Genomic DNA, 21,429 nt, shown 5'->3' with positions numbered 1-21,429 from the left:
CTCACTGAAAAACGATTGTGACCGCCTGTCCTTACGTGAGACGGCAGGGTGCTACTTGAGACTGGATGCAGATGGCTTTTTATCTTCGCAAGCAAAGATGAGATCAGGGTAAGCGCCAAGCTGACCCCATCTGGCGCGGCTTGAGGTGATGAGCGAGAGATAGTGACACTGAAGCAAGGAGCCGAGGAGCTTGCAGTGTCAATTTCTATGTCTGCGCCTATGCCTGATGATAGAAGTTTCCATGTTCTTGAGGCGGTTGCGAACCGGCTGGAGGCAAGCCCGCAGCGTCCGCGGCGGCGCTGGTCGGCGGAAGCGAAGTCGCGGCTGATCGAGGCGACACTGAAGCCGGGCGCGAATGTATCGGCCATCGCCAGACAAGCGGGGATGGCGCCCGCCCAGCTGTTCGGCTGGCGGAGCAAGGCGATCAAGAGCGGTGCGGTCACGCCGCAGCGAGATGCGGATCGGCTTGGCTTTGTCGAGGTCACCCAAGCGGCGGCGTCTTCGACCAGTGGAGATCTGTTTGGGCGATGTGGTCATTCGGGCCGGCGCCGACGTCGGCCAGGATCATTTGGCCAGGATCATCCGGGCGGTTCGCCAGGCATGATCCCGGCCGGCGTGAAGGTGTTGGTCGCCAGTCATCCCGTCGATTTTCCCGACGGCCTTCTGGCCCTGGTGCGCGATGCCGGTTCGGATCCGTTCAACGGCGCGCTTTATGTCTTCCGCGCCAAAAGAGCGGACAGGATCAAGATCGTCTGGTGGGACGGCAGCGGCGTGTGTCTTTATGCCAAGCGACTGGACGACGCGAAGTTCTGCTGGCCGCGGATCGGCCACCATCGGGTCCAGCTCAATCATGCTCAGCTGATGGCTCTGGTTGACGGAATGGACTGGAAACGGGTTCGGACGGAGACCGTCAGGCGGCCGCAATCGGTTGGGTAAAACCCTGCGGCATGATGAATCAGGGAAAAAAGCGGGAAAATTGCCCGCGAATATGCTCTGATTTTGGCCATGTCGGCACCCGATCTTGCGCTCCCGGACGACGTTGACGCGCTCAAGGCGATGGTTATTGCCATGGCCGAAAAGGCCGCCCTTCTGGAGGAGCGCAACGTCCATCTCGAGCTGGTCAACAAGAGCGCCGAGGAGCGGATCGCACGACTGACGGCGATCGTGAAGATGCTGGAGCGGTCGCGCTTCGGCAGCCGCTCCGAAAGGCTGCGGACCGGCGCGCTGAGCGAAGAGCAGTACCTCTCGTCTTCGACGAAATCGAAACCGGCGTGGCAGCCATCGAAGCGCAGATGGAAAAGGCTGCGGGTGGGTTGAAAGCGAAGCGCGCGCCGCGCCCGCGCAAAGGCTTTGCGGCCCATCTCGAACGGGTCGAGGTGGTTGTCGAGCCCGAAACGCCTGCCGGCTGCGAAGCGCTGGAAAAGATCCTGATCGGCGAGGACGTCTCCGAACGGCTCGATGTCACCCCGGCGAAGTTCCGGGTGATCGTCACGCGTCGCCCCAAATATGCCTACAAGGGCTGGGACGGCGTCATCCAGGCAGCCGCACCCGCCCGCATCATCGAAAGCGGCATTCCCACCGAAGCGCTGCTGCGCAGATCGCGGTGTCGAAATACGCCGATGGCCTGCCGCTCTACCGCCAGGAAGCGATCTATGCCCGCGACCAGGTCGAGATCGACCGGTCACAGATAGCGCAGTGGATGGGCAAGGTCGGCTTCGAGCTCGAGCCGCTCGCCGATTACGCACTGACCCGCATCAAGCAGGGTGAGCGGGTCTTTGCCGATGAGACCACGCTGCCAACGCTGGCCCCGGGATCGGGCAAGGCCAAGACGGCCTATTTGTGGACTTATGTCCGCGACGACCGGCCGTTCGGGGGCAGCGGACCGCCCATCGTCGCCTACCGCTTCGAGGACAGTCGCGCCGGCGAATGCGTCGCCCGCCATCTGGAAGGCTATTGCGGCATCCTGCAGGTTGATGGCTATGCCGCCTATAACCGGCTGGCCAAGCCCGATCGGGCCAACGACGGCATGACGCTGGCCGGATGTTGGAGCCACGTGCGGCGCAAGTTCTACGAACTGCATGTCGCAGGCTCGTCCGTCATCGCCTCGCAGACGGTGGCGCAGATGGCCCCGCTCTGGGCGACTGAGGAAACCGTCCGCGGCAAGGATGCCGCAGCCCGGATGGAAGCCCGCCAGGACAAATCGGCTTCGGTTGTCGCCGCGCTCTTTGCCCGGTGGGAAAAGGAACTGCCCAGGCTATCGGGCAAGTCGAAGCTTGCCGAGGCGATCCGCTACGCGCTCGGCCGCCGCGCTGCGCTCGAACGCTTCCTTGCCGACGGCCGCATCGAGCTGGACTCCAACACGGTCGAACGTGCGATCAGGCCTCAAACAATTACGAGAAAGAACTCGTTGTTCGCCGGCAGTGACGGTGGTGGACGGACATGGGCAACCATCGCCACGCTTCTGGCCACCGCCAAAATGAACAATATCGATCCGCATGCCTGGCTCACCCAAACCCTCAAGCGCATCGCCAATGGCTGGCCAAACAGCGACATCGAGGCGCTCATGCCTTGGAACTACCAGCGCTAAACGGCATCAGCTACGCGCTAACAGATCAGGAATGACGGCTACGAGAAGACCGTCTAGGCCTGTTGGGCAACTTCTCGCTGGTGAATGTCGGAACCCTAACCGGAGCGACCAAGTTTTCGAATGCGCCCCCAAGGAGGTTTTTTGTTGGGGTCCGACATTGTTGGCGAACTTCGAACAGAAGGAGGTCTGTGCAGTTCTTTCACGACGCCTTTCTTCGATGCAGAAGCCTGTAATACGAGCTTCAGGTCAAATGGCATGACGTGTGCATAGGATTGTGCGAACCGGAAGGAACACCATGATGACAGGGAACCAGATGAAAGTGCCTGCCGAGATCGTGCCTGTTAACACCCGATATAGGGACGTCATCCATCGCATATTTGCCGAAGAGGCCGACCAAGGCCCCCCAGGGCTAGCTCGGCGTCTCATCCACGACCCGCTTAAACGCATGAAAGGGGTGACCGCGCTACCCAAATGCAGCAGGATAGAGACTTGCCGCGTACCTTCGGACCTCGAGCACGAGGATTTAGCCGATGCGCGCTCATATACTGCAGGCGACCACCCATCGAGTTTGCTGACGGGCACGGTTGGGTCATGCAGTTGAAGGGCGATCGCAGGCTAGAGGCTTTTCGACGGATGCTTCGCATCCGCCTATTCGAAGAAGAGGGTAGGCGCCTATTCAACCGTGGTCAGATCCCTGGTTGGTTCCACACGACCGTGGGTCAGGAAGGCGCTATTGTCGGAGCAAGCCTCGCCCTCAGGGACGGTGACGCCATGACCGGAACACACCGTTCCCATGGCCATCCGATTGCGAAGGGCGCGCATTTGCAGGCGCTTATGGCAGAACTGATGGGTAAGGAGGGCGGCATTTGTAAGGGGCGAGGCGGTTCGATGCACTTTGCGGACAGGTCGGTCGGTATTATTAGTGAATCGGGAATCGTCGGAGGGGGCATTCCTCTTGCCACAGGATGCGCATTCAGCGCCAAGGTGCGCGGCGTCGATCAGGTTACCCTTTGCTTTTTCGGCGACGGAGCAGTGAACCAGGGCACTTTTCATGAGAGCCTCAACATGGCCTCATTGTGGAGGCTACCCGTCATCTACCTTTGCGAGAACAATGGCTATGCAATCACCACCTCGGTAGCGACAAGCCACGGACAGCCGGACATTGCGCTACGAGCGGCAGGTTACGGAATTCCAGGAGCAATAGTTGACGGACAGGACGTCAGCGCCGTCTATCAATCTGCGGCATATGCGGTCACACGAGCACGCGCGGGGCAGGGGCCCACTCTAATAGTAGCCAACACTTATCGGTTCGATGAACACAATATTGGCTTGGCCGTTCCTGGGGAGCCTTATCGACCGGTCGAAGAAGTCGAGGCACACAAACGCGACCGGGACCCAATTTTGCTATATCGCACTGTGCTCCTCGAAGAAGGGATAAACGAAAAGACACTAACAACCATCGAGCAGGAAGTGGCCCAAGCCGTCACGCAGGCCGTACAATTTGCTTTGGCCAGCCCCATGCCCCGGCCCGAATCGTTGCCCGACTATATGTTCGTGTCGCCCATTGCCCACTAAGACTGGGCTGGAGGATTTAATGGAAGTGAAAGACGATACCCAGGGAGATGTAGCGACGCCGGGTCGCGATATTCAGTTGACCTATTTTGAAGCGATCGTGCAGGCGCAGCTAGAGGAAATGCATCGGGATGAGCGCGTCGTATTAATGGGAGAGGACATCTCGGTTCATGGCGGCGGCAAGCTTATCGAATGCTTCGGCAAGAACCGGGTTTGGAATATGCCAATTTCAGAAGGCAGCTTTACGGGACTTGGCATCGGGGCTGCCATCAATGGTTTGCGACCCATCGTAGACCTTTCAACCGCCAGTTTCATCTATCTCGCCTGTGACCAGATTGTAAACCAGGCATCAAAATTGCGGTATATGACTGGGGGCCAGATCGACATCCCAATCGTCTTTCGCTGCTCTATGTTCTCGATGGGCTCCGAGGCGGCACAGCACGCCGACCGTCCTTATCCGCTTTTTATGAATGTCCCGGGCCTCAAGATTATCAGCCCGACCAGCGCTGCCGATATCAAAGGCCTCATGAAATCCGCCATTCGCGACGGCGATCCTGTACTCGTCTTCGAGGACACCCGCCTATGGCCTCTCAAAGGCGACGTACCAACGGATCCGGACCATGTAATCCCGATCGGTAAAGCGGACGTGAAGCGCGTAGGGAAGCACGTTTCCATCGTTGCGGTCGCCGGTGCTATTAGGCCGACCATGGAAGCTGCCAACTGCCTCATCGAGGAAGGCATTTCGGTCGAAGTGATCGATCCGCGTACCTTGAAGCCGCTCGATTATGAGGCAATTAAGAAGTCAATCGAGAAGACCGGACGCCTGATTATTGTCGAGAACGGACACCGTATCTGCAACGTCGGAAGTGAAATCGCGGCGGTGATGGCGGAAGAGTCCTTCGATTTATTGAAGCGGCCAATCTTGCGCCTGAGTGCCCCAGACATTCATGTCCCCTTCAGTCCGGCTCTCGAGAAGGACTTTTTTCCAACGAGGGATAGCATTATTAGCGCCATACGACGGTTACTATGAATTACTAGCAATCTGACAGCTAACACAGCAATTTCGGTTACAGTGGCAGTAGACTGTGATAAAAGTCGAGCTATAGGAAGCAGGATATCTGATAGTAAACCGACAACATTCCGGACGTTATAGAGATATTCATGCGTAATTCAGTAATCGATAGCAGATTCAGCTTGCGTGGGAAAACTGCTTTGGTAACCGGCGGAGCACGCGGCATCGGATTGCAAGTCGCGCTAACATTACAAGAAGCGGGCGCCGATATAATTCTCACTGGAAGAGATGGGGTTCGCGTGGCCGCGGCCGCAGGTCAGTTCCCAGTCAAGCCGGAAGTTTACCAGCTGGATGTTAGGGACTCGCAATCGATACGCGATCTCGCCGATGGCATCGCCGTTTGTCCTGATATCCTTATTAACAATGCCGGCGTGTCTCGCGCGGCGCCGACGAAATATACCACCGACGAGGATTGGCGAGCTGTCCTTTCGGTCAATTTGGACGGGCTGTTCTACTGCTGTCGCACCTTCGGGTCCCTCATGGCGGAGCGCGGTTCTGGCGTTATTGTAAATATCAGTTCGATGTGCGGAGATGTTGTCACCCGACAGGCATCCGTGGTCACAGCTTACAACGCGAGCAAGGCAGGGGTAACTATGGTAACCAAGACTCTTGCTTGCGAATGGGCAAGATCTGGAGTTCGCGTTAACGCAGTTGCGCCTGGATTCATACAGTCAGAGATGACTAACCAGTATCCTATTGAAGTGGTCAGGGCATGGTCTGACCGGACACCGATGGGTCGATTCGGCCAACCTCATGAGATTGCATCTGCCGTCCAATTTCTTGCGAGCGACGCATCAAGCTATATCACCGGAACGGTACTGTTGGCGGATGGTGGCTACACTTGTTGGTGATAGCCTTATATTAGTTAATTCTGGATGGCCAGAGCAGTTCGGCGGCGCGTTCTTGAGGGCTGCTATAGGCTAGGTGTGAGCCCGTTCACGCAAACAGTTTGCGAGGAGCAGAAGCTCGTCATCATACCTTCTCCCAGACGCTCCCCGACCGGCTCCCGTGATGCAGACATCGGTCATCAGCCGCTGCCATTGGGATCTCTGGTCGAACCGGTGTAGGAGGATTCGGGCGCTTGCCTCTCCTGCAAGTTCACCGTTCACCAGGAACGGCGCGGTGGTGACGAACTGCACCGTCATCGCCGCCACCCTTCGTCCCCAGGCGACGATAGGCGAGGAATATAGATCAACGACGCAGCAATTAAGACCCTTCCTGGTGGTTAGGACTTCTGTAACAGAGAAATCTAATTACTTCACAATAGTTTAGCAATCTCAAGCCACGAATATTGGTATGTTGATGATATCAGCGACAAAAACGGCTATTCGGAGTCGACAAGCAATGAAAAGAAGAGCGCTTATCCTGATTGGGGGCACAAGGACAAATGGCCCTCTGTATGTCCAAGCGGCCAGAAATCTTGGCCTGAACCCGATTACGATGGCGGATGATCCACGTCGGCACGACTACCATGCCGCGGAAGACAATGAAGTAATCTGTGTGGATACATCCAATCTCGATGCATTGATCTGCGAGTGTGCTCGGCTATTTGCGGCCTACGATATTGCTGGTATTACGAGCTCGGAGGAAGCTGCATATGCGACAGTCGGCAGGCTCTGCCGACATTTCAACCTGCCAGGTCCGAACGCCGACTCGGTTGAACGATGCTGCGACAAATTCACTCAACGTCAGCTGCTTGCGCAGGCCGACATTCCAATTCCTGCCTACGGGTTGGCAACGAATGCGTACGAGGTTGTAAGCTCAGCTGCTGAAATCGGCTTTCCTGTTATTGTAAAACCAGCCACGGACACCGGCGGCAGCGAGGGAGTCCGATTGTGCGCGAGCCGCGATGAGTTAATCCAGCATACTGCTTATATATTGAGTAGATGGAACACACGGCAGTCTTCCCCAAAAATATTAGTGGAAGAATTCGTGAAAGGCTCTCATTATTGGGTGGAAATGATGGGAGATGACGTCATTGGGATCGCCTCTCTCGAGTTCGGTCCCTCACCGCATTTCGTATATAATACATGCGCCTACCCGGCCGTGCTGACCAATGAACAGGATGAGCGCATCTCCGATGTTTCACTGAGATGTTTGCAGGCTCTCGACCTTCACTGGGGCCCAACCAACGTTGAACTCAGATGGACGGAACAAGGGCCAGTCGTCATTGAAGTAAATCCGCGTATGTCGGGTTCGCCCGGTGTTGAACTAGTTGAGCTAGCTTGCGGCATCAATCTTATCAGAGAGCACATTAAACTCGTGATTGGCGATGAGGGAGATTTGCGCGGAAGCCGTTCAGACTCTGCCGCCGCGCAATTCCTAGTTCCTGAACGCGATGGCGTTCTCGATTGGATCGAAGGCGTCAGCCGGGCGGCTGCTATACCTGGCGTTGCCAAAGTGAAGCTTTACCTTCAACCAAACACCACGATCAAAAGGAGAGGCGATCACCGAGACTTAATCGGATATGTGACCGCGAGCTCACCTGACTTAGCTCGGACCGAGGCAATACTTCAGCGGGCCGTCGACTTAATTGAGTGGTCGGTTGCGTAAGTGTGGTTTCCGTTGCGTCCTGGCGCAGCGGAGCGACGCTGTGACTGTCTCGCCGGTCGATCGTTCGCCGGGAACGAGGCCAAGATAACAGATGAGCTGGCACGGGCTCTCGAACCGCTGCACGTCACCAACCTCGGTGGCGAATGTCACGGCAACGATCAGGGTCTACGCCCCTCAGGGTCTGCAAGGCCCGCACGATCGGCGCCAGTGACCAGGTCGACGAACTCCTGGATCACACCCTCAAGTCGCTCGACTCGCTCTTTCGAGACGCGGACTGCTTCAACCATTTCCTGAAGCGCGATCTGATGCGCCGGGTGTTCGAACGGTTGTTGCCGCAGATAGCGCATCGACCAGCCTTTCCTGCGAGGATAGATCCGTCCGTGCTTGAGCATGAAGGCGCTCACATGCTGCCGGTGGACGCGAAGCGTCTCGACTGCGGCCGTCCGGGCGCGGACGAGATCCCGCATGGCTTCGTGACCTTCATCTGGGATCCACACTGCCGTCAGTTCGCCGGCGCGCAGCAGTCGAGCCAACGCAAGGGCGTCCCGGCGGTTCGTCTTCACCCGATCGCCAGGCTTCCTCGGGATCAGCGATGGGGCGACCACCATGCATTCATGGCCGAGCGAACGGATCCGCCGATAGAGACCATAGTCGGTCGGGCCGGCCTCGTAACAGAAATACACCGGTCGAACTTGGTGGCGATCCGCTGGATAACTCGGCGCATACTCGTATCCGATGCGTCGACCTCGCCGAAGAAGCGAACCTCTCCCTCCCGGCCAGCATCCGCAATCGCGATGGCGTTCCTCAGCTTCGCGACATCAATTCCGACAAATGCTTCCCTATAATCTGCCACGGCTCGTCCTCCTGTGATGAGGATCGGATCGGACCGCCCGAGCAACCCTCGGACGCGCAGTGTAGGGCGAGCCACCTCACCGGCAGAGGCGGGCATACGGTCTTACTACCATATCGGTGTCGAAGGCGACGAGGTCTCCTGAGACAACGCGACGGGGGCTCGCCTCCTCCATCCAAGGGTTCGTGCGCGGGCCGGAAGTTAAAATGCGCGTTTCGATCCATTCGCCACCACGTGCGATGTTTCGGCATGAAGAACCAAGTTCCGTTTCGGCTTTGCCGCGTTCTGGCATTTTGGACAACGGCAATGATCGGCGCGGCTAAGCCTTAAATGCAGCTGGAAACGCATTGGAGACGACGAAAACGTTCGCTGGAAAGGCGCTCGATCTAACGCTCCGAGCGGTCGAAACATTCTGCAATGCCGCATAGAGCAGTGGATCCTCAATACCCCCCGACGCGTTACGCGCATTAGGCCAGGAGACTTGGGCACCAAGGCAAGAGAAGCTTACCAGTTCTGCCGCATCCGGACAAGGACAACCCTTGTGCCGATTCCCACCAAACCGCCCAGCTGGTTCCGAACAAGGCGGTGTCGCAGGTCTGATCTCAGCTTGTTTACGATCGCGCGAGGCATAAATTGGTTTTAACCCTAGCGAAACCTTTTGCCCATTCTCAGGGCAGTTGCTAGCGCTTACCATCAGCGTGAGACAAGCAAGTCTGGCCTTAGCAAGTCTGACCTTTATCGGAGCCACTTTTTGCTTACGGGCAGTTTTCGGCTGCAGCATGACGTAATTATCGATGTTAATACTTTCGCATCCGCCGCTGCAGATGCCGGTTGTCCGGGCTGCTGCAGCGGGCGGGTGAACGAAGGAACAGGTCTCGGACATCAGGATGGCATCCGGCTCTTGCGGTAATCTCTGCAGGCCCGCGGGAGCGCCTTCGGCGCCTCCCCGTCGATCCTGCACATACGGCGGTGGAGCTTGGCAACGTGGCCCGCTCGGCAGATCGCAGAGTCGGTGACACCGACGAGATCATCGTGCTTTATGCGATGTCCCGCTATTTATGCAGGTCGCTCGTCGAAGTTAAGGGTGGAAAGAAAGTTGGATAAAAGGTTTGCAGGGAAGGTTGCGCTCGTGACGGGGGGGCGGAGCGGCATCGGTCTTGCGACTGCGCGACGTCTTAGGCACGAGGGTGCCCGCGTGTTCACGGCGCAACGTGGTGAGGCCCCCGAGTTCGAGGCCATTGCCGTGGATTTCACAGCTCCGGCCAGGGCGGCTCATGTGATCGAAGCGGTCGTCGAACGGGCGGGACGGCTCGATGTCCTGGTGAACAACGCCGGAGTAATGCAGGAGGCGCTCGTCGAAGATATGAGCCTGGCAGATTGGGAGAGGACAATCGCCGTAAATCTGACCACCCCATTCATGCTCATAAAGTCGGCGATGCCCCACCTGCGGCCCGCTGGCGGTACGATCGTGAATGTCGGATCGGTCGAGGGGCTGGGATCCAACCCGAAACACGCGGCCTATTGCGCCTCCAAGGCGGCTATTCACGGGCTCACCCGGGCGGTGGCGATCGACCACGGTGCCGAAGGGGTGCGTTGCAACGCGGTTGCGCCCGGGTGGATCGACACTGACCTGAATGTGGGTTTCATCGAGAGCATGCCGGATCCCAAGCGCTTTCGCCAGCAGATCGGCAATATTCATCCAATTGGGCGAACGGGGAAGCCGGAGGAAGTCGCGAACCTCGTAGTCTGGCTGGCTTCGCCCGAATCTTCTTTTGTCACGGGCCAAGTGTGGACGATCGATGGAGGCCGAATGGCGAAGCTCAGTCTACCACAGTAGAACCTGCGCAGATTTACCAGTCCGGATTGCGTTGGAAGTGCACGTCGTCCCTTAGAGGCATCTAGCGAAAGGTTCGTGACACCACGGCATAATGTCTCAATTTTTCAGGCGGGATTGGATCATATTTGCTGAAGCTCATGGACCGACGGGTCTTCCAGGCGCAGTTCCACACGGTATGAGTGGCCACGCATGCGGTGACAGCGGTGGGTTTCTGGCACGCCCGGAAGACAGTGCGCTGCCTCGAAGGTGAAAGCTTGCGGAATTTTCATGATCCCGAGAAGTTTGTGCGTTTGAAGGCTCAAGCGCCAACGTGGGTTGGCAAGACAATAGGCCACTGCGGCGGTCGTATTCGCCTCGCGCTCGGGCCCATCCATCGGCTGCCGCGCCAATCTGAGGATATACGAGCTTTTAGATTAGCTCGTCCCGTGCCATGACCGCGAGGCTTGCATTGCATTTCGGACTGACGTACAGCCAGTCGATGCCGGCGGGTGTAGGGATGGTTCCGTTGGTCTCCACGGCCATTTCAAACACCAAGGGATCCAGCCCTTCCAGGAGTTCTTCCTCGATCTGGAGCAGGGGGCCCCTCCGGTGAGCACGCCAAGACGCTGCCCAGTTCCCGACCCGCGCCAGGCTTGCTCGACCGGCCTTGACGACGAGGCGTGTTCGAAGCCTGCCTCACAGCACGAAAGAACTCGCGCATCAGCCGCAAGCCGCGCTCCAGGATCAGGCGGTCGAGCAATGAGTATGTCGTGTGCGGCGGCTGGGCGCCGAAAAAATCGGCTATGTCCTGATCCGTGATCTGAAGAGCTTCGTCGATGGTCATGCCGACGATGAATTCGGTAAACGTCGAGGAAGTGGTTATAGCCGAGCCGCGACCGAAGGCCTGGAACGTTGCGGCGGTGATCGTCTGCGTCTTACGGTCAAAACTCATCGTCAATTTAAGCCCATCGCCGCAGGCGACGGCGCCGACCTCGTCGGCCGCATTGGGGGTGTCCAAAGCGCCGACATTGTGCGGGTTGATGAAATAGAGCTTGTCGCTGAAGAGGTAGACGTTGTCGGTGTCGTCCCGCATAGGCGCCGATCCTTGTCGTGATGGCGGCTAGCCGAAGGACTTGCCGCAGGCGCATTTGTCCCGCGCATTGTCGAAGACAAAGCCCGAGGACTCCAGGTCCGTGACGAAGTCAACGGTCATGCCGGCGACATGAGCTGGGAGTTTACGTCGACGAACACCTTGATCCCGTCCGTCTCGATGACGGTATGCGCTCCAGAAGCCGCGGCTTCGACCGTGCGATGGCGAACACCGGGCGGTCGATAGCCGCATCAATCGCGCCTTCTCCAAGCAGGCGCCGTCGATTCTGTGTCGGCTCGTGGGTGCCGAACACCACTCAGGTATTCGGCCCTTGGCCTGTAGTGCGGCTGCCACCTCGCGTGCGCCGGCCGAGGCTTGTATATGCCATGAAACCGGGAGGCGGACCAACGCGCCGCCCAGGGAACAGGGCAATCACCGCCACGGGGCCACGGCCGCGATTGGAGGCCGCGGCCAGTTCCAGTTCTGTCGCCAATTCGCGGTCTGGCTCGCCCGCGTTCTAAAACCAGACTTGCGGGCACCAGTCTCGCCGTCACATCGAAGGAGAGAAATCGCTATCTGCCACAGCTACTCGTCGGCAAGGATTCCCGTCACGGCGGACGTAGAGAAATACCAAAGTCCCGTGCTTGCAGTCGCGCAGGAAAAAGCGGTGCGGTTGTGTCAGTCGCCCTTGCCAACAACGCCCCCCGATAGCGTTGCTGGCAAAGCCGGGTACTGACTGCCACGCTATCGATACCCAAAGCGTTGCAACGGATTTGTCAAACAAATTTACAGAGTCTTTGCGAATGCACGTCGCTGACCATGATACGTTCGCTCTAAGTCCGAGATTGGCCGAAGCTAATCGTCAAAATCAATGGTTTGGAATGCGTGAACATAGAATTTGGCGTTGATCGCGAGCCGCATAGAGAGAGGCCCTTTAATGGATATCGACATTTTCGCAGCTTACGAATCTAACGTTCGTCGCTATGGGCGATCGTTTCCCACAGTCTTTACGAATTCCCTGGGGGCGACAATCTGGGACGAGGCCGGCAAGCCCTATATTGATTTCCTTGTAGGGTCCGGCGCGCTCAACTACGGTCATAACAATCCAGATATTATGGCGCCGGCAATTCAATATCTCGTCGATAAAAATATTGTTTTGTCGCTTGATATGTATACAGCTGCAAAGCGTGATTTCATCGAGGTGTTTGTCGAGTCGATCCTGAAGCCTCGGGGCCTTTCTTACAAGATACAGTTTCCTGGGCCGACCGGGACGAACGCTAACGAAGCGGCGTTGGCGCTGGCGCGAAAATATACCGGTCGCTCGAGTGTCATGGCCTTCACAAATTCGTACCATGGCATGTCGCTCGGCTCCTTGGCGGTGTCGGGTTCAGCGTCAACCAGACAGCTTGGCGGCGTTGCTCGCCATGATGTGATCCGTATCCCTTACGAGAACTATCCGAACCAAACTTTCGATTCCGCGAGTTACATTGATCACGTGTTGGGCGACCCAGGCAGCGGGGTAGAAAAGCCGGCCGCAATCATCCTGGAGCCCATCCAGGCAGAAGGCGGCATGAACACCGCATCCGCACCTTGGCTATCAGAAATTCAGCGCATTTGCCGTAAGCACGACGTTGTTTTCATCGTCGATGACATTCAGGCAGGTTCGGGACGAACGGGCGATTTCTTCTCATTTGAGTTCGCGAAAATCGAGCCCGACATCGTGTGTCTTTCGAAATCGCTAAGCGGTTCAGGTAATCCGTTGTCCATCGTTCTGATTCGCCCCGACATGGACGTATGGAAACCGGGAGAACATAGCGGGACCTTTAGAGGCAATAATCTCGCCTTTGTGACTTCCGCGGCCATGTGCAAAATGTGGTCCGATAGGCAGTTTACTAAAGCCGTCGAGGGGACGGCCGTCAAACTGCAAGAACACCTTGATCGCCTCGTTGCGAAATTCCCGAAGTGCATCGAACAAAAGCGCGGCCGTGGTCTGATGGCCGGCCTCAAGTGCCGTTCACAGGCCGTTGTTGGCCGTGTGCACGATGTCGCGTTCGAAAACGGCCTGCTGATCGAATCCTCCGGGCCAAATCGCGACGTCATCAAAGTCCTTCCGCCGATAACAATCTCAGACGACGAACTTGATCACGGAATTGCCATCCTCGATCAGGCACTACAGGAGAAAACCAATGGCGACTAACCAAGTAGCTCAAACGCCGGCCATCTCGCCTCTTACGATCAAAGAACGAACCGGCTCGATCAGCACTGCGGAGATCATCTCAGTCCTGAAAGGTGAGATCACGGCTCTTCACATCAGCCAAGCTTTCAGCGCCGAAGTAGCCGAGGACATCACCACGAAGTTTTTTGGCAGTTCCGGTCTCAACGAGCGCAAAGATGGCGTGCCCGGGCAATATGTCGGTGCATCCCACTACAGGAAGGATGCAGCCACCTATTTCAAGGAGGCGGAAAATGCGCGGCCGCACGTTGACGCCCTTTTTGGCAATTTAGTTGACCCGGTCCGGGCCCTATTCGACGCGTTGAAGCGAGAGCTTCACAAACAAGGCATTGAATTGCGGCTGGCGCGCTCAGAACACGGTCAGGCTAACGTTTGTCGGGCTCTCAGTTGGACCGGCAGTGGCAAATTTTCCTTGGACCCCCACGACGATGTCGCTCAAGTGTTACGTGCTGGGAACGATTACGAGCTTTCTACGGTGGCGCATAACACCGTCGCAGCACTCAACTTTTATCCCAGCATGCCTGAGGAAGGTGGAAATTTGAGGCTCTGGAGTCACAAGCCGACAGTCGCGGATCGAAAGTCGCAAGGTGTCGAGACCACGGGTTATCCGTATTCGGCAGCTTATCTCGAGCCGGTCCCTTCTCGCGAGTTCCAGCTCAAGGCTGGGGATATTGCACTAATCGATGGCGGTTTCGTTCACGGGGTCACCGGTCAGTCAGGCAATGGAAAGCGTCGTCTGGTGCTAAACAGCTTTTTTGGATTTGCGCGGCCGGATCTCGTTCTCTGGTGGACATGAAGGTGGATGTCGCAGCGACTGACCGTGACCTGCCACTGAGATTTCATCCAGTGGCGATTAGAGCCTCGGCCGTTTTGCTCCGATACCGCTGTTACGTTGGCTGCCGGTTAGACCGAATCGGCAACTATCTAGTGGTAGAAATCTGACGCTTGGTACCCGATGCGGATTACCTGTTCCGACCCTTTGCGGACAACGGGGAACAATTTTACAAAGTCTATGACCTCAGAGGGTGTCACAGTTGGCCAACAGCGAATACATAATCTCTGACCTACGGCACCAGCCCCGGTTCAAAGCGACCGTGGCGCACCGCATTTGGCAGGCGTGGTGGATCGGCCAAGACGTACCGCTCAGTTACATCGAAGGTCGCGTAGAGGAAGATCTTACCTCGAATAGAATCCCATTTGCGCTTGTGGCGCATCGTAGCAAAGTGTTCCTTGGAACGGCTTCGGTCATCGCTCACGATATGGACGAACGCCCGCAATATTCGCCTTGGGTTGCGTTGGTTTGGGTGGACCCGGAGCACAGGGGAAGCGGTGTCGGTTCGGCGCTTGTCCGCGCGGCGGGAGACGCGGCTTTCAAACTCGGGCATTCCCCGGTCTATCTCTGCGCAACTCCCGAAAAGTCTAGTTTCTATCGGCGCTTGGGGTGGGAAGCTATTGAGGACGGCGTGAGTGGCATGAACGTTTTCATGTGTTCCCAATAATCTAAAGTCGGCTTTCCACCGAGGCTGTGTGAAAACTCCCGCTCATGCTAGTCTACTGCGGGTCGAGCGAGGATTCGGAATAGCGGGTTTCATTGAGGGAAAGGACCGCCGGGAACAGCTTTTCTTGGCGGAATGCCTCGATGATAATGTCGCCGAAGACAGCCCGGTCCGCGTCGTCGATGTCTTCATCGACGAACTGGACTTGAGCGATTTGGGCTTTGCAGCGGCGACGGGGCGGCCGGGTTACAGCCCTGCGACGATGCTGAAGTCCCTGCGATGGGGATTCCGTCCGCTCCCTGCTTCAGAATAAACGCCTGCTGCGCGTCCGGAAACTTCGATGCCTTCATCGTCTTGCGCTCCTCCCAGCCAAGGGATGTTACCGCGGAAAACTCCACTTTCGAACGATCCAGTTTTCAGGGATCAGAGCAAGACGGTCCGAACGACTTCAGTGAAGATGCGGAAGGGTGCGACAAGCAGCGGCCGCAGGTGCGGCTTCTCCTCCTGGAACATGGCCTCGACCTGACGGCGAGTGCTGCCGTGGATGCGCTTGGAAGCCCCCAGTGCCTCAAGAACTCGTTCTAGGCTTCCAGCGTCTCGAAGCGCCGTCCGGCCAGCGCGGTCCCCTGAGTATGTTGGATCGCATTCTCGACGCTCCCCTTCCGATTGGGGTCCGCCACGCGGGCCGCCTCAATGTGGACCACACATCTTCCGTCATGCGCGTGCAGTCGAGATGCTGCGCGCGTCAGTTCCGCAGAAGGTCATCGGCGACCTCTTGGGGCATCGCTTAACCTCATCGACGGTCCCCTACCTCAAGCTTGCCATCGAGGATCCTAGGGCCATCGCGCTCGATGTGCCGGGCGCGGAGGTGCTGGCATGACCACTGGTTGGCCCGATCGCGATCGCACGACCATTGACCGCTACCTCGCGAGCTTTGATCAACGCAGCATCAAAAGCCAAATCTGCTACCGTCAGGCTTCCAGGATGTCGTCGAGCGCCACGGCAAACTCGATAGGACGTGCTGATCGTGTGGCGGCGGGCATCGGCCGAATGCTGGGCAGCGACGTCGATTGACCGCCATCCCATCACTGTCCTGCGCGATGCGTGCAATATCAAGCAGTCCATGCCGGTCTGGCGCGCTCTGGCGTCGCGCAATCCGGAAAAGGCTTTTGCTCAATTGCGTCGACCACAGCCTTCGGCAGCGTGCGGGAAGAAGTCATGGCTGAGCGCGTCGCGCGGATGCGGAATTGGGGATACAAATACTCCACGCAGTCGGAGAGATTGTTAGGTTTGACTCCGGCACTTCAGGATCAACCGATCGGCGCCCGGCGACAAACAAGGTGAGACTCCGTATTGCCTCACCCTGGAATGCTCCCGAACGATCTTTCCGTTGCCTCACCATAATGTTCCCCTAGGTTGGGATACCATCAATGCGCGATCAGCTCGATTGGCGGCTCCACGTGCATCGGGTCGTCCACCGCCGAGCGATAGGTGAGCGCAACCAAGGCCTCGACGTCAGATCACCTTGATACTGGGCCTTGTGTTTGGCCCGCGGCTGCGTTTTGAAAGACATCAGCTCCGCTACTGCCGTTGCCGCTTGCCTGAACCCACACCAATAACGATCTGTGCACCAACGCCCCTTTGCTATCATTTTGCGTCTTCTGTAGTCTCAAATCGTGAGACTCACGTTGTAATCCGTCAGGAAATCCTGCAGGGTCAGGATTTCCTCAACCCGCCTGAAGTTGTCGGTCGCATCGAGCAATGCTCGGGACTGGTCGAGAGACAACAGCGGGGCCACTGCCGCATTACGGTCATTCAGCAGCGCGGTGAACCGCGTGCGCAGCATTCTGTCATAGGTGGCATCCTGGATAATCGGATACGCGCTCTTCACACGCTGGACCACCGACTGCGGGAGCAGGTCCATCGTGGCGGCCCGCAGCAGACTCTTCTCGCGCCCGTCGAAGGCCTTCTGGGCCCATTGGGTGCCGAACACGTACTCAACCAGACGGTGATCGCAGTAAGGGACCCTTACCTCAAGACCCAACGCCATGCTCATCCGGTCCTTGTGGTCGAGCTCCATCGGTAGGTACCGCGTCAGGAAGAGGTAGGAGATCTCGCGCATGCGACGCTCGTGCGGATCGGCCGAGGCCGGCCCGGTCAGGGCCGGCACTTCCGCAAGTGCCCTGCGGTACTGCTCGTCGAGGTAGCCGGGGAGGTCGAGTTTCTCGACAAGGCCAGGGTCTAAGCACCGCCGTACGATATCGTCGCTGTCATCGATCCAGGGAAACGTGTCGGCCTGAACGTACGAGGGATCGTGGAAAAACCGGTAGCCGCCGAAAAGCTCGTCGGCACCCTCCCCAGACAGGGCCACCGACGAGTGTTGCCGGATGGCCCGGAACAGCAGGTAAACGGAGCTATCTTCGTTCCCGTAGGTCAACGGCAGGTCGCGGGCGTGGAGGGTGGCCGCCCGCACGTTCGAGTCCATGAGTTCGTCCGCCGACAACGTAATGTCCGTGTGGTCGGTACCGACGAACTTCGCGACATCCTGCACGTATGGCCCGTCGGGTGTGGGGCGCGCCGGGCCAGCAATGAAGTTGTCAGTGTAGCCGACGAAGTCGAGGGCGAAGGATCGGATCCGTTCGTCGCTGAAGCGCGCAGCCAGGGCGGTCATAGCCGAGGAATCAAGCCCGCCCGATAAGAGTGTGCACAGCGGCACGTCGGCGATGAGCTGCCGCTGGATCGTGTCCTCGAGCAACTCTCGGACGCGCCGAACCGTGGTAGGCACGTCGTCGGTGTGTCCGCTGTCGGCGAGCTGCCAGTAGCTCATCTCCTTGATGCCTTCGCGGGTCACCCGGACGATGTGGCCGGGCCGCACCTCACGCATACCACGGAACACGGTGTTATGCGGGTCGGCGACGAGAGATAGTGTTCGCCGAAGCCCGTCGGCGTCCATGGCCCGCTCGGCGAGACTATTGGCGAGGATCGCCTTTGGCTCGGAGCCGAACAACACTCCATGCTGGGTGGGATAGTAGTAAAGCGGCTTGATGCCCAGCCGGTCGCGTATGAGAAGCAGTTCGCGCTTGCCGGAGTCCCACAGTGCATAGGCAAACATCCCGTTGAGTTCGCTCACGGCTCTGCGGGGGTCACGCTGGCCCCACTCGCGGTGGGCGCGCAGCACCACCTCGGTGTCACTGCTCGTGTCGAACCGATGGCCCTGGGAGGCAAGCCGTTGACGCAGCTCGCGGTGGTTGTAAGTCTCGCCGGTGTAGACGAGCACCAAAGCCGGTCGGCCCTCCTCCTGGTGCGTTATCGGCTGACGGCCGCCCTGGAAATCGATGATAGCCAGGCGGCGGTGTCCCAGTGCCGCAGGCCCGTCGATCCAAGTCCCCTCGTCGTCCGGACCACGACAGGCCATGGTGGCCGTCATATCGGCAAGCTCCCTTCGCGCGTCAGGACTTCCTAGGTCACGATCGAAATCAATCCATCCACAGATGCCGCACATATTTTGACTCCTTGCCTGGGTAAATGTCGAATCCATGAGGTGGTTTGCCGATGAGCACGCATGCGCCATGCCAAATGAGAAACCGTTTCGAGGCAAAGGGATAGATTTGGCTCATCTAAGTTGGGTGTCCGACGTTGTCGGGGAGCGGACGGCGCCGAAGTCGAAACGCTTGCGGGTCAGGAGGATATCTTGTTCGTGCAGAAGAGTGCGCCTCGAGGGTAAGCGATTGCGTCTAGGCACCTTTCCCGAATCGTCTTGATGGTTAAGTTGCATACTCAGTCCAGTTAGGTTCGGGCCTCCGAGGTGCCGATTTCCATGCCCGAACCTCGCGCCGTCCGCCACTGCTGACGCCGACGGCAATGATGATGGCGACCGACAAGATGCGGCCGCCGCGGCGCGCCTTCAGGTAGGTCGCATCGATCCACAAATACGGCAAGTCACCCTCGATCGGCCGCTCAAGGAAAGCCTTCACCTTGCCGTCAATCTCCTGCGCATTTCGATGATGGCGCGCCTGTATTCCGATCTGATGCCGCGCAGCATTCCGATCTGATCGTGCGTAGGTGCAGCACCTGATCGTCGGGGAAGATGTCACTGCATTTGTGGCTCGGTCAAGCGGCAGCGGAGATGATGGATCTGCGCATGGATTCACGGGTGAGTCCGAGCCGGTGAGCGCTGTGAACGAGGCGGTCGAGGATGGTATCGGCGTAGGTGGGATCTCCGATCAGATCGAACCAGCGGGTCACCGGGAGTTGGCTGGTCACCAGCGTTGTGCGACGCCCGTACCGGTCTTCGAGGATTTCGAGCAGGTGGTCAATCGTCGAGGATGAGGAGATCGACCCTGGCGAGGCTTTCATGCGCGCGGCGATGCGGCCGTCGCCCTTGGCCAGGGACAGGTCATCGATGAGCCGCGGCAGTCGGGTGTAGAGGACCGAACGGTTGTCACGGCAGGCCTTGTGACCGATGGCGCAGGCCAACCAGCTCTTCCCGGCCACGGCCGGCCCGACGATGGCCAAGCTCTCATGGGCAGCGATCCAGTCGCCCTTCAGCAGCTTGTCGAACAGCCGGCGATCGAGACCGCGGCGCAGCACGGTAATCGACATCCTCGGGGCACGAGCATGGGGGCGTGGCCGCGCATGACGAAAGCGAAGCGCAAGGCGCCGGTCATTGCGGTAGGTCCCCTCGTGATCGAGCAACAGGGCAAGCCATTCGGCGTGGCTGAGGTTGGCGGCATCGCTATTGCTTTCAGGCCATGCCGGCCAGACCGAGTGCCCCAGCAGTTCGAGTGTCGGATGTTTGAGCATTGTAGTCCCTTCAGTGGTAATATCCGGAGCCCCCGATGTTGGTGTGGAAGATCGGCGTGTGGTCCGGGGTTTCGCGCACCGGAATCTTGTCGAGCCCCTTCTTGAGGATCGATTTGACCGAGGGATAGTTGCGCGCCTGGACCTCCAGTGCGCGCCGCCCGGCCGCTTCCAGGCGTTGGGCGCCGAAGCGCTTCTCCAGGCCGATGATGCCGAGGCATGCACGGTAATCCTGCTCGGGATGTGGCCGATCCTCGATGATCTTTTCGACCAGCAACGACAGCATCGGCCCGATCCGCGCCGCTTCCTCCCGGATCTCCACGGGCGTCCATTCACGGTAGCGCCGATGGCTCGACGGCATATGTTCGAGGATCGTCGTATGCCGCCCGTTGCCGCTGCCACGCATGTGGGCTGCGATGCGTTCGCCATCGAGGAAGATTTCGACGGTGTGTGCCGTAATTCAAGCCTCGACCTCGCGGCGGGCGAAGCGCCAGGGCACCGAGTAAAGGTGGTGCTCAATCGCGATGTGGTAATCGAGTCCGACTCGGCAGCGCTTCCACTCAGCGTGGACTCACCGTCCCACCGGCAGCGGCTTGAGGTTCGGCGCGTCGATCTCCTGGAACAGCTGGCGCCGCGTTTTGCTGAACTAGCAAAGCACCCGTGTGTCGTTGAGATCGGTTATGCACTCGGCGACCGCCGCGTTCACCTCGGCCAGGCTGTAGAACATCCGGTTGCGCAAGCGGCCCAGGACCCAGCGTTCGACAATGCCGACACGGGCTCGACTGTCGCCTTATCGCGTGGCTTCCTCGGTCGATCACGCCCGCCGTTGGACCGGCCTCGCGCCCGGCTCGCTCGCGATCCAGCATCGGCGCCACGTCGTGAATGATCTGGACAGAAATCGCCGCGCCACCTCGCGAAACCAGCCGTAAACCGTCTGCCAGGCGCCGAAATGGATCGGCAGCATCCGCCAGCCATGCTAGCGGATGATCTCGAGGATTCTCGTCCCAAGCTCCGGATCGATGTTTCAAGGGACGGCAGCGGTGAAGCTGTTCTCCAAAGAAAGATGTCCCAGGCGGCTTTCGATCGCATATGCCGCCGCAAGAACGGAGGTGTCGGAATAACGCGCACCGACCAGTTGGAGCCCAACGGGGAGCCCGTGATCATCCAGGCCAGAGTACAGATGCCGCAGGCTGCTGTGTGAGGTTGAACGGATAGGTGAATGGGGTCCAGTCCACCCACCCAGTGTAACTATCATCTGGGACATTTCGCCGGGAACGGGCGATAGGAATTGTCGGTGTGACCAGGAGGTCCCCGTCTTCGTGGAACTTCGCCATGACAGCGCAAAGCTCGAACCTTGTCG

General features: G+C 58.5%; 15 protein-coding genes and 9 pseudogenes. 13 read left to right on the top strand and 11 right to left on the bottom strand.

What is annotated here, in order from left to right; genetic code table 11:
* Positions 1-207 precede the first annotated feature (207 nt).
* From tnpB to SLT36_RS25720, 6 genes and pseudogenes are all read left to right on the top strand, one after another.
* Positions 208-936, top strand: a complete 729-nt coding sequence (gene tnpB, locus SLT36_RS25745; protein WP_432288484.1) for an IS66 family insertion sequence element accessory protein TnpB — start codon at positions 208-210, stop codon at positions 934-936.
* Positions 937-1,005: 69 nt separating this feature from the next.
* A pseudogene (gene tnpC, locus SLT36_RS25740) lies at positions 1,006-2,587 on the top strand (IS66 family transposase).
* A gap of 591 nt (positions 2,588-3,178) precedes the next feature.
* Positions 3,179-4,162, top strand: a complete 984-nt coding sequence (locus tag SLT36_RS25735) for a thiamine pyrophosphate-dependent dehydrogenase E1 component subunit alpha (RefSeq protein ID WP_432284907.1) — start codon at positions 3,179-3,181, stop codon at positions 4,160-4,162.
* A 19-nt stretch (positions 4,163-4,181) separates the two neighbouring features.
* On the top strand, positions 4,182-5,189 hold the full coding sequence (locus SLT36_RS25730) for an alpha-ketoacid dehydrogenase subunit beta (protein ID WP_432284906.1): 1,008 nt from the start codon (positions 4,182-4,184) through the stop codon (positions 5,187-5,189).
* A 131-nt stretch (positions 5,190-5,320) separates the two neighbouring features.
* Positions 5,321-6,082: an SDR family NAD(P)-dependent oxidoreductase gene (locus SLT36_RS25725; protein WP_432284905.1), complete on the top strand. Its 762-nt coding sequence runs from the start codon at positions 5,321-5,323 to the stop codon at positions 6,080-6,082.
* 493 nt (positions 6,083-6,575) lie between these two features.
* Positions 6,576-7,784: an ATP-grasp domain-containing protein gene (locus SLT36_RS25720; RefSeq protein WP_432284904.1), complete on the top strand. Its 1,209-nt coding sequence runs from the start codon at positions 6,576-6,578 to the stop codon at positions 7,782-7,784.
* A 42-nt stretch (positions 7,785-7,826) separates the two neighbouring features.
* Here the strand turns inward: SLT36_RS25720 and SLT36_RS25715 are convergent.
* Both SLT36_RS25715 and SLT36_RS25710 read right to left on the bottom strand, forming a co-directional pair.
* Positions 7,827-8,637: pseudogene (locus tag SLT36_RS25715) on the bottom strand (IS110 family transposase); the annotation flags it as partial.
* Positions 8,638-8,743: 106 nt separating this feature from the next.
* Positions 8,744-8,914: pseudogene (locus tag SLT36_RS25710) on the bottom strand (aminopeptidase P family protein); the annotation flags it as partial.
* Between the two features lie 804 nt (positions 8,915-9,718).
* Here SLT36_RS25710 and SLT36_RS25705 point away from each other — a divergent pair.
* Positions 9,719-10,471: an SDR family NAD(P)-dependent oxidoreductase gene (locus tag SLT36_RS25705; RefSeq protein ID WP_432284903.1), complete on the top strand. Its 753-nt coding sequence runs from the start codon at positions 9,719-9,721 to the stop codon at positions 10,469-10,471.
* 146 nt (positions 10,472-10,617) lie between these two features.
* Here the strand turns inward: SLT36_RS25705 and SLT36_RS25700 are convergent.
* The 3 genes and pseudogenes from SLT36_RS25700 to SLT36_RS25690 all read right to left on the bottom strand — a co-directional run.
* A pseudogene (locus SLT36_RS25700) lies at positions 10,618-10,740 on the bottom strand (6-carboxytetrahydropterin synthase); the annotation flags it as partial.
* A gap of 254 nt (positions 10,741-10,994) precedes the next feature.
* Positions 10,995-11,543, bottom strand: a complete 549-nt coding sequence (locus SLT36_RS25695) for an iron-sulfur cluster assembly scaffold protein (protein ID WP_432284902.1) — start codon at positions 11,541-11,543, stop codon at positions 10,995-10,997.
* A 27-nt stretch (positions 11,544-11,570) separates the two neighbouring features.
* Positions 11,571-11,725: pseudogene (locus tag SLT36_RS25690) on the bottom strand (iron-sulfur cluster biosynthesis family protein); the annotation flags it as partial.
* 752 nt (positions 11,726-12,477) lie between these two features.
* Here SLT36_RS25690 and ectB point away from each other — a divergent pair.
* The 4 genes and pseudogenes from ectB to SLT36_RS25670 all read left to right on the top strand — a co-directional run.
* A complete protein-coding gene (ectB, locus tag SLT36_RS25685; RefSeq protein WP_432284901.1) occupies positions 12,478-13,737 on the top strand; it encodes a diaminobutyrate--2-oxoglutarate transaminase in 1,260 nt (419 codons plus the stop codon).
* On the top strand, positions 13,727-14,569 hold the full coding sequence (locus SLT36_RS25680) for a hypothetical protein (RefSeq protein WP_432284900.1): 843 nt from the start codon (positions 13,727-13,729) through the stop codon (positions 14,567-14,569). The genes ectB and SLT36_RS25680 overlap by 11 nt, the downstream gene beginning before the upstream one ends.
* Positions 14,570-14,798: 229 nt before the next feature.
* On the top strand, positions 14,799-15,272 hold the full coding sequence (locus SLT36_RS25675) for a GNAT family N-acetyltransferase (protein WP_432284899.1): 474 nt from the start codon (positions 14,799-14,801) through the stop codon (positions 15,270-15,272).
* A gap of 79 nt (positions 15,273-15,351) precedes the next feature.
* Positions 15,352-15,558, top strand: a pseudogene (locus SLT36_RS25670) (IS5/IS1182 family transposase); the annotation flags it as partial.
* A gap of 143 nt (positions 15,559-15,701) precedes the next feature.
* Here SLT36_RS25670 and SLT36_RS25665 read toward each other — a convergent pair.
* Positions 15,702-15,961 (bottom strand): annotated as a pseudogene (locus SLT36_RS25665) (IS21 family transposase); the annotation flags it as partial.
* Between the two features lie 41 nt (positions 15,962-16,002).
* On the opposite strand from SLT36_RS25665, the gene SLT36_RS25660 reads away from it, so the two are divergent.
* Complete coding sequence (locus SLT36_RS25660) at positions 16,003-16,149, top strand: hypothetical protein (RefSeq protein ID WP_432284898.1); 147 nt, start codon at positions 16,003-16,005, stop codon at positions 16,147-16,149.
* Positions 16,146-16,343 (top strand): hypothetical protein, encoded by a 198-nt coding sequence (locus tag SLT36_RS25655; protein WP_432284897.1) that lies wholly within the window; start codon positions 16,146-16,148, stop codon positions 16,341-16,343. Before SLT36_RS25660 ends, SLT36_RS25655 begins: the two co-directional genes overlap by 4 nt.
* Positions 16,344-16,938: 595 nt before the next feature.
* Here SLT36_RS25655 and asnB read toward each other — a convergent pair.
* The 5 genes and pseudogenes from asnB to SLT36_RS25630 all read right to left on the bottom strand — a co-directional run.
* The gene (gene asnB / locus SLT36_RS25650; RefSeq protein WP_432288482.1) at positions 16,939-18,771 is read right to left on the bottom strand and encodes an asparagine synthase (glutamine-hydrolyzing); all 1,833 of its coding nucleotides are present in this window, start codon (positions 18,769-18,771) and stop codon (positions 16,939-16,941) included.
* A gap of 271 nt (positions 18,772-19,042) precedes the next feature.
* A pseudogene (locus SLT36_RS25645) lies at positions 19,043-19,258 on the bottom strand (transposase); the annotation flags it as partial.
* A gap of 121 nt (positions 19,259-19,379) precedes the next feature.
* Positions 19,380-20,072, bottom strand: coding sequence for an ATP-binding protein (locus tag SLT36_RS25640; RefSeq protein ID WP_432284896.1), 693 nt, complete (start codon positions 20,070-20,072; stop codon positions 19,380-19,382).
* Positions 20,073-20,082: 10 nt separating this feature from the next.
* Complete coding sequence (locus tag SLT36_RS25635; RefSeq protein ID WP_432284895.1) at positions 20,083-20,475, bottom strand: hypothetical protein; 393 nt, start codon at positions 20,473-20,475, stop codon at positions 20,083-20,085.
* A gap of 343 nt (positions 20,476-20,818) precedes the next feature.
* Positions 20,819-21,042: pseudogene (locus SLT36_RS25630) on the bottom strand (IS5/IS1182 family transposase); the annotation flags it as partial.
* Positions 21,043-21,429: the final 387 nt, after the last annotated feature.

It is taken from the genome of Aminobacter sp. BA135, from assembly GCF_050859125.1.
Taxonomy (GTDB): domain Bacteria; phylum Pseudomonadota; class Alphaproteobacteria; order Rhizobiales; family Rhizobiaceae; genus Aminobacter; species Aminobacter ciceronei.
This window is presented reverse-complemented; position numbering and strand designations above follow the sequence as displayed.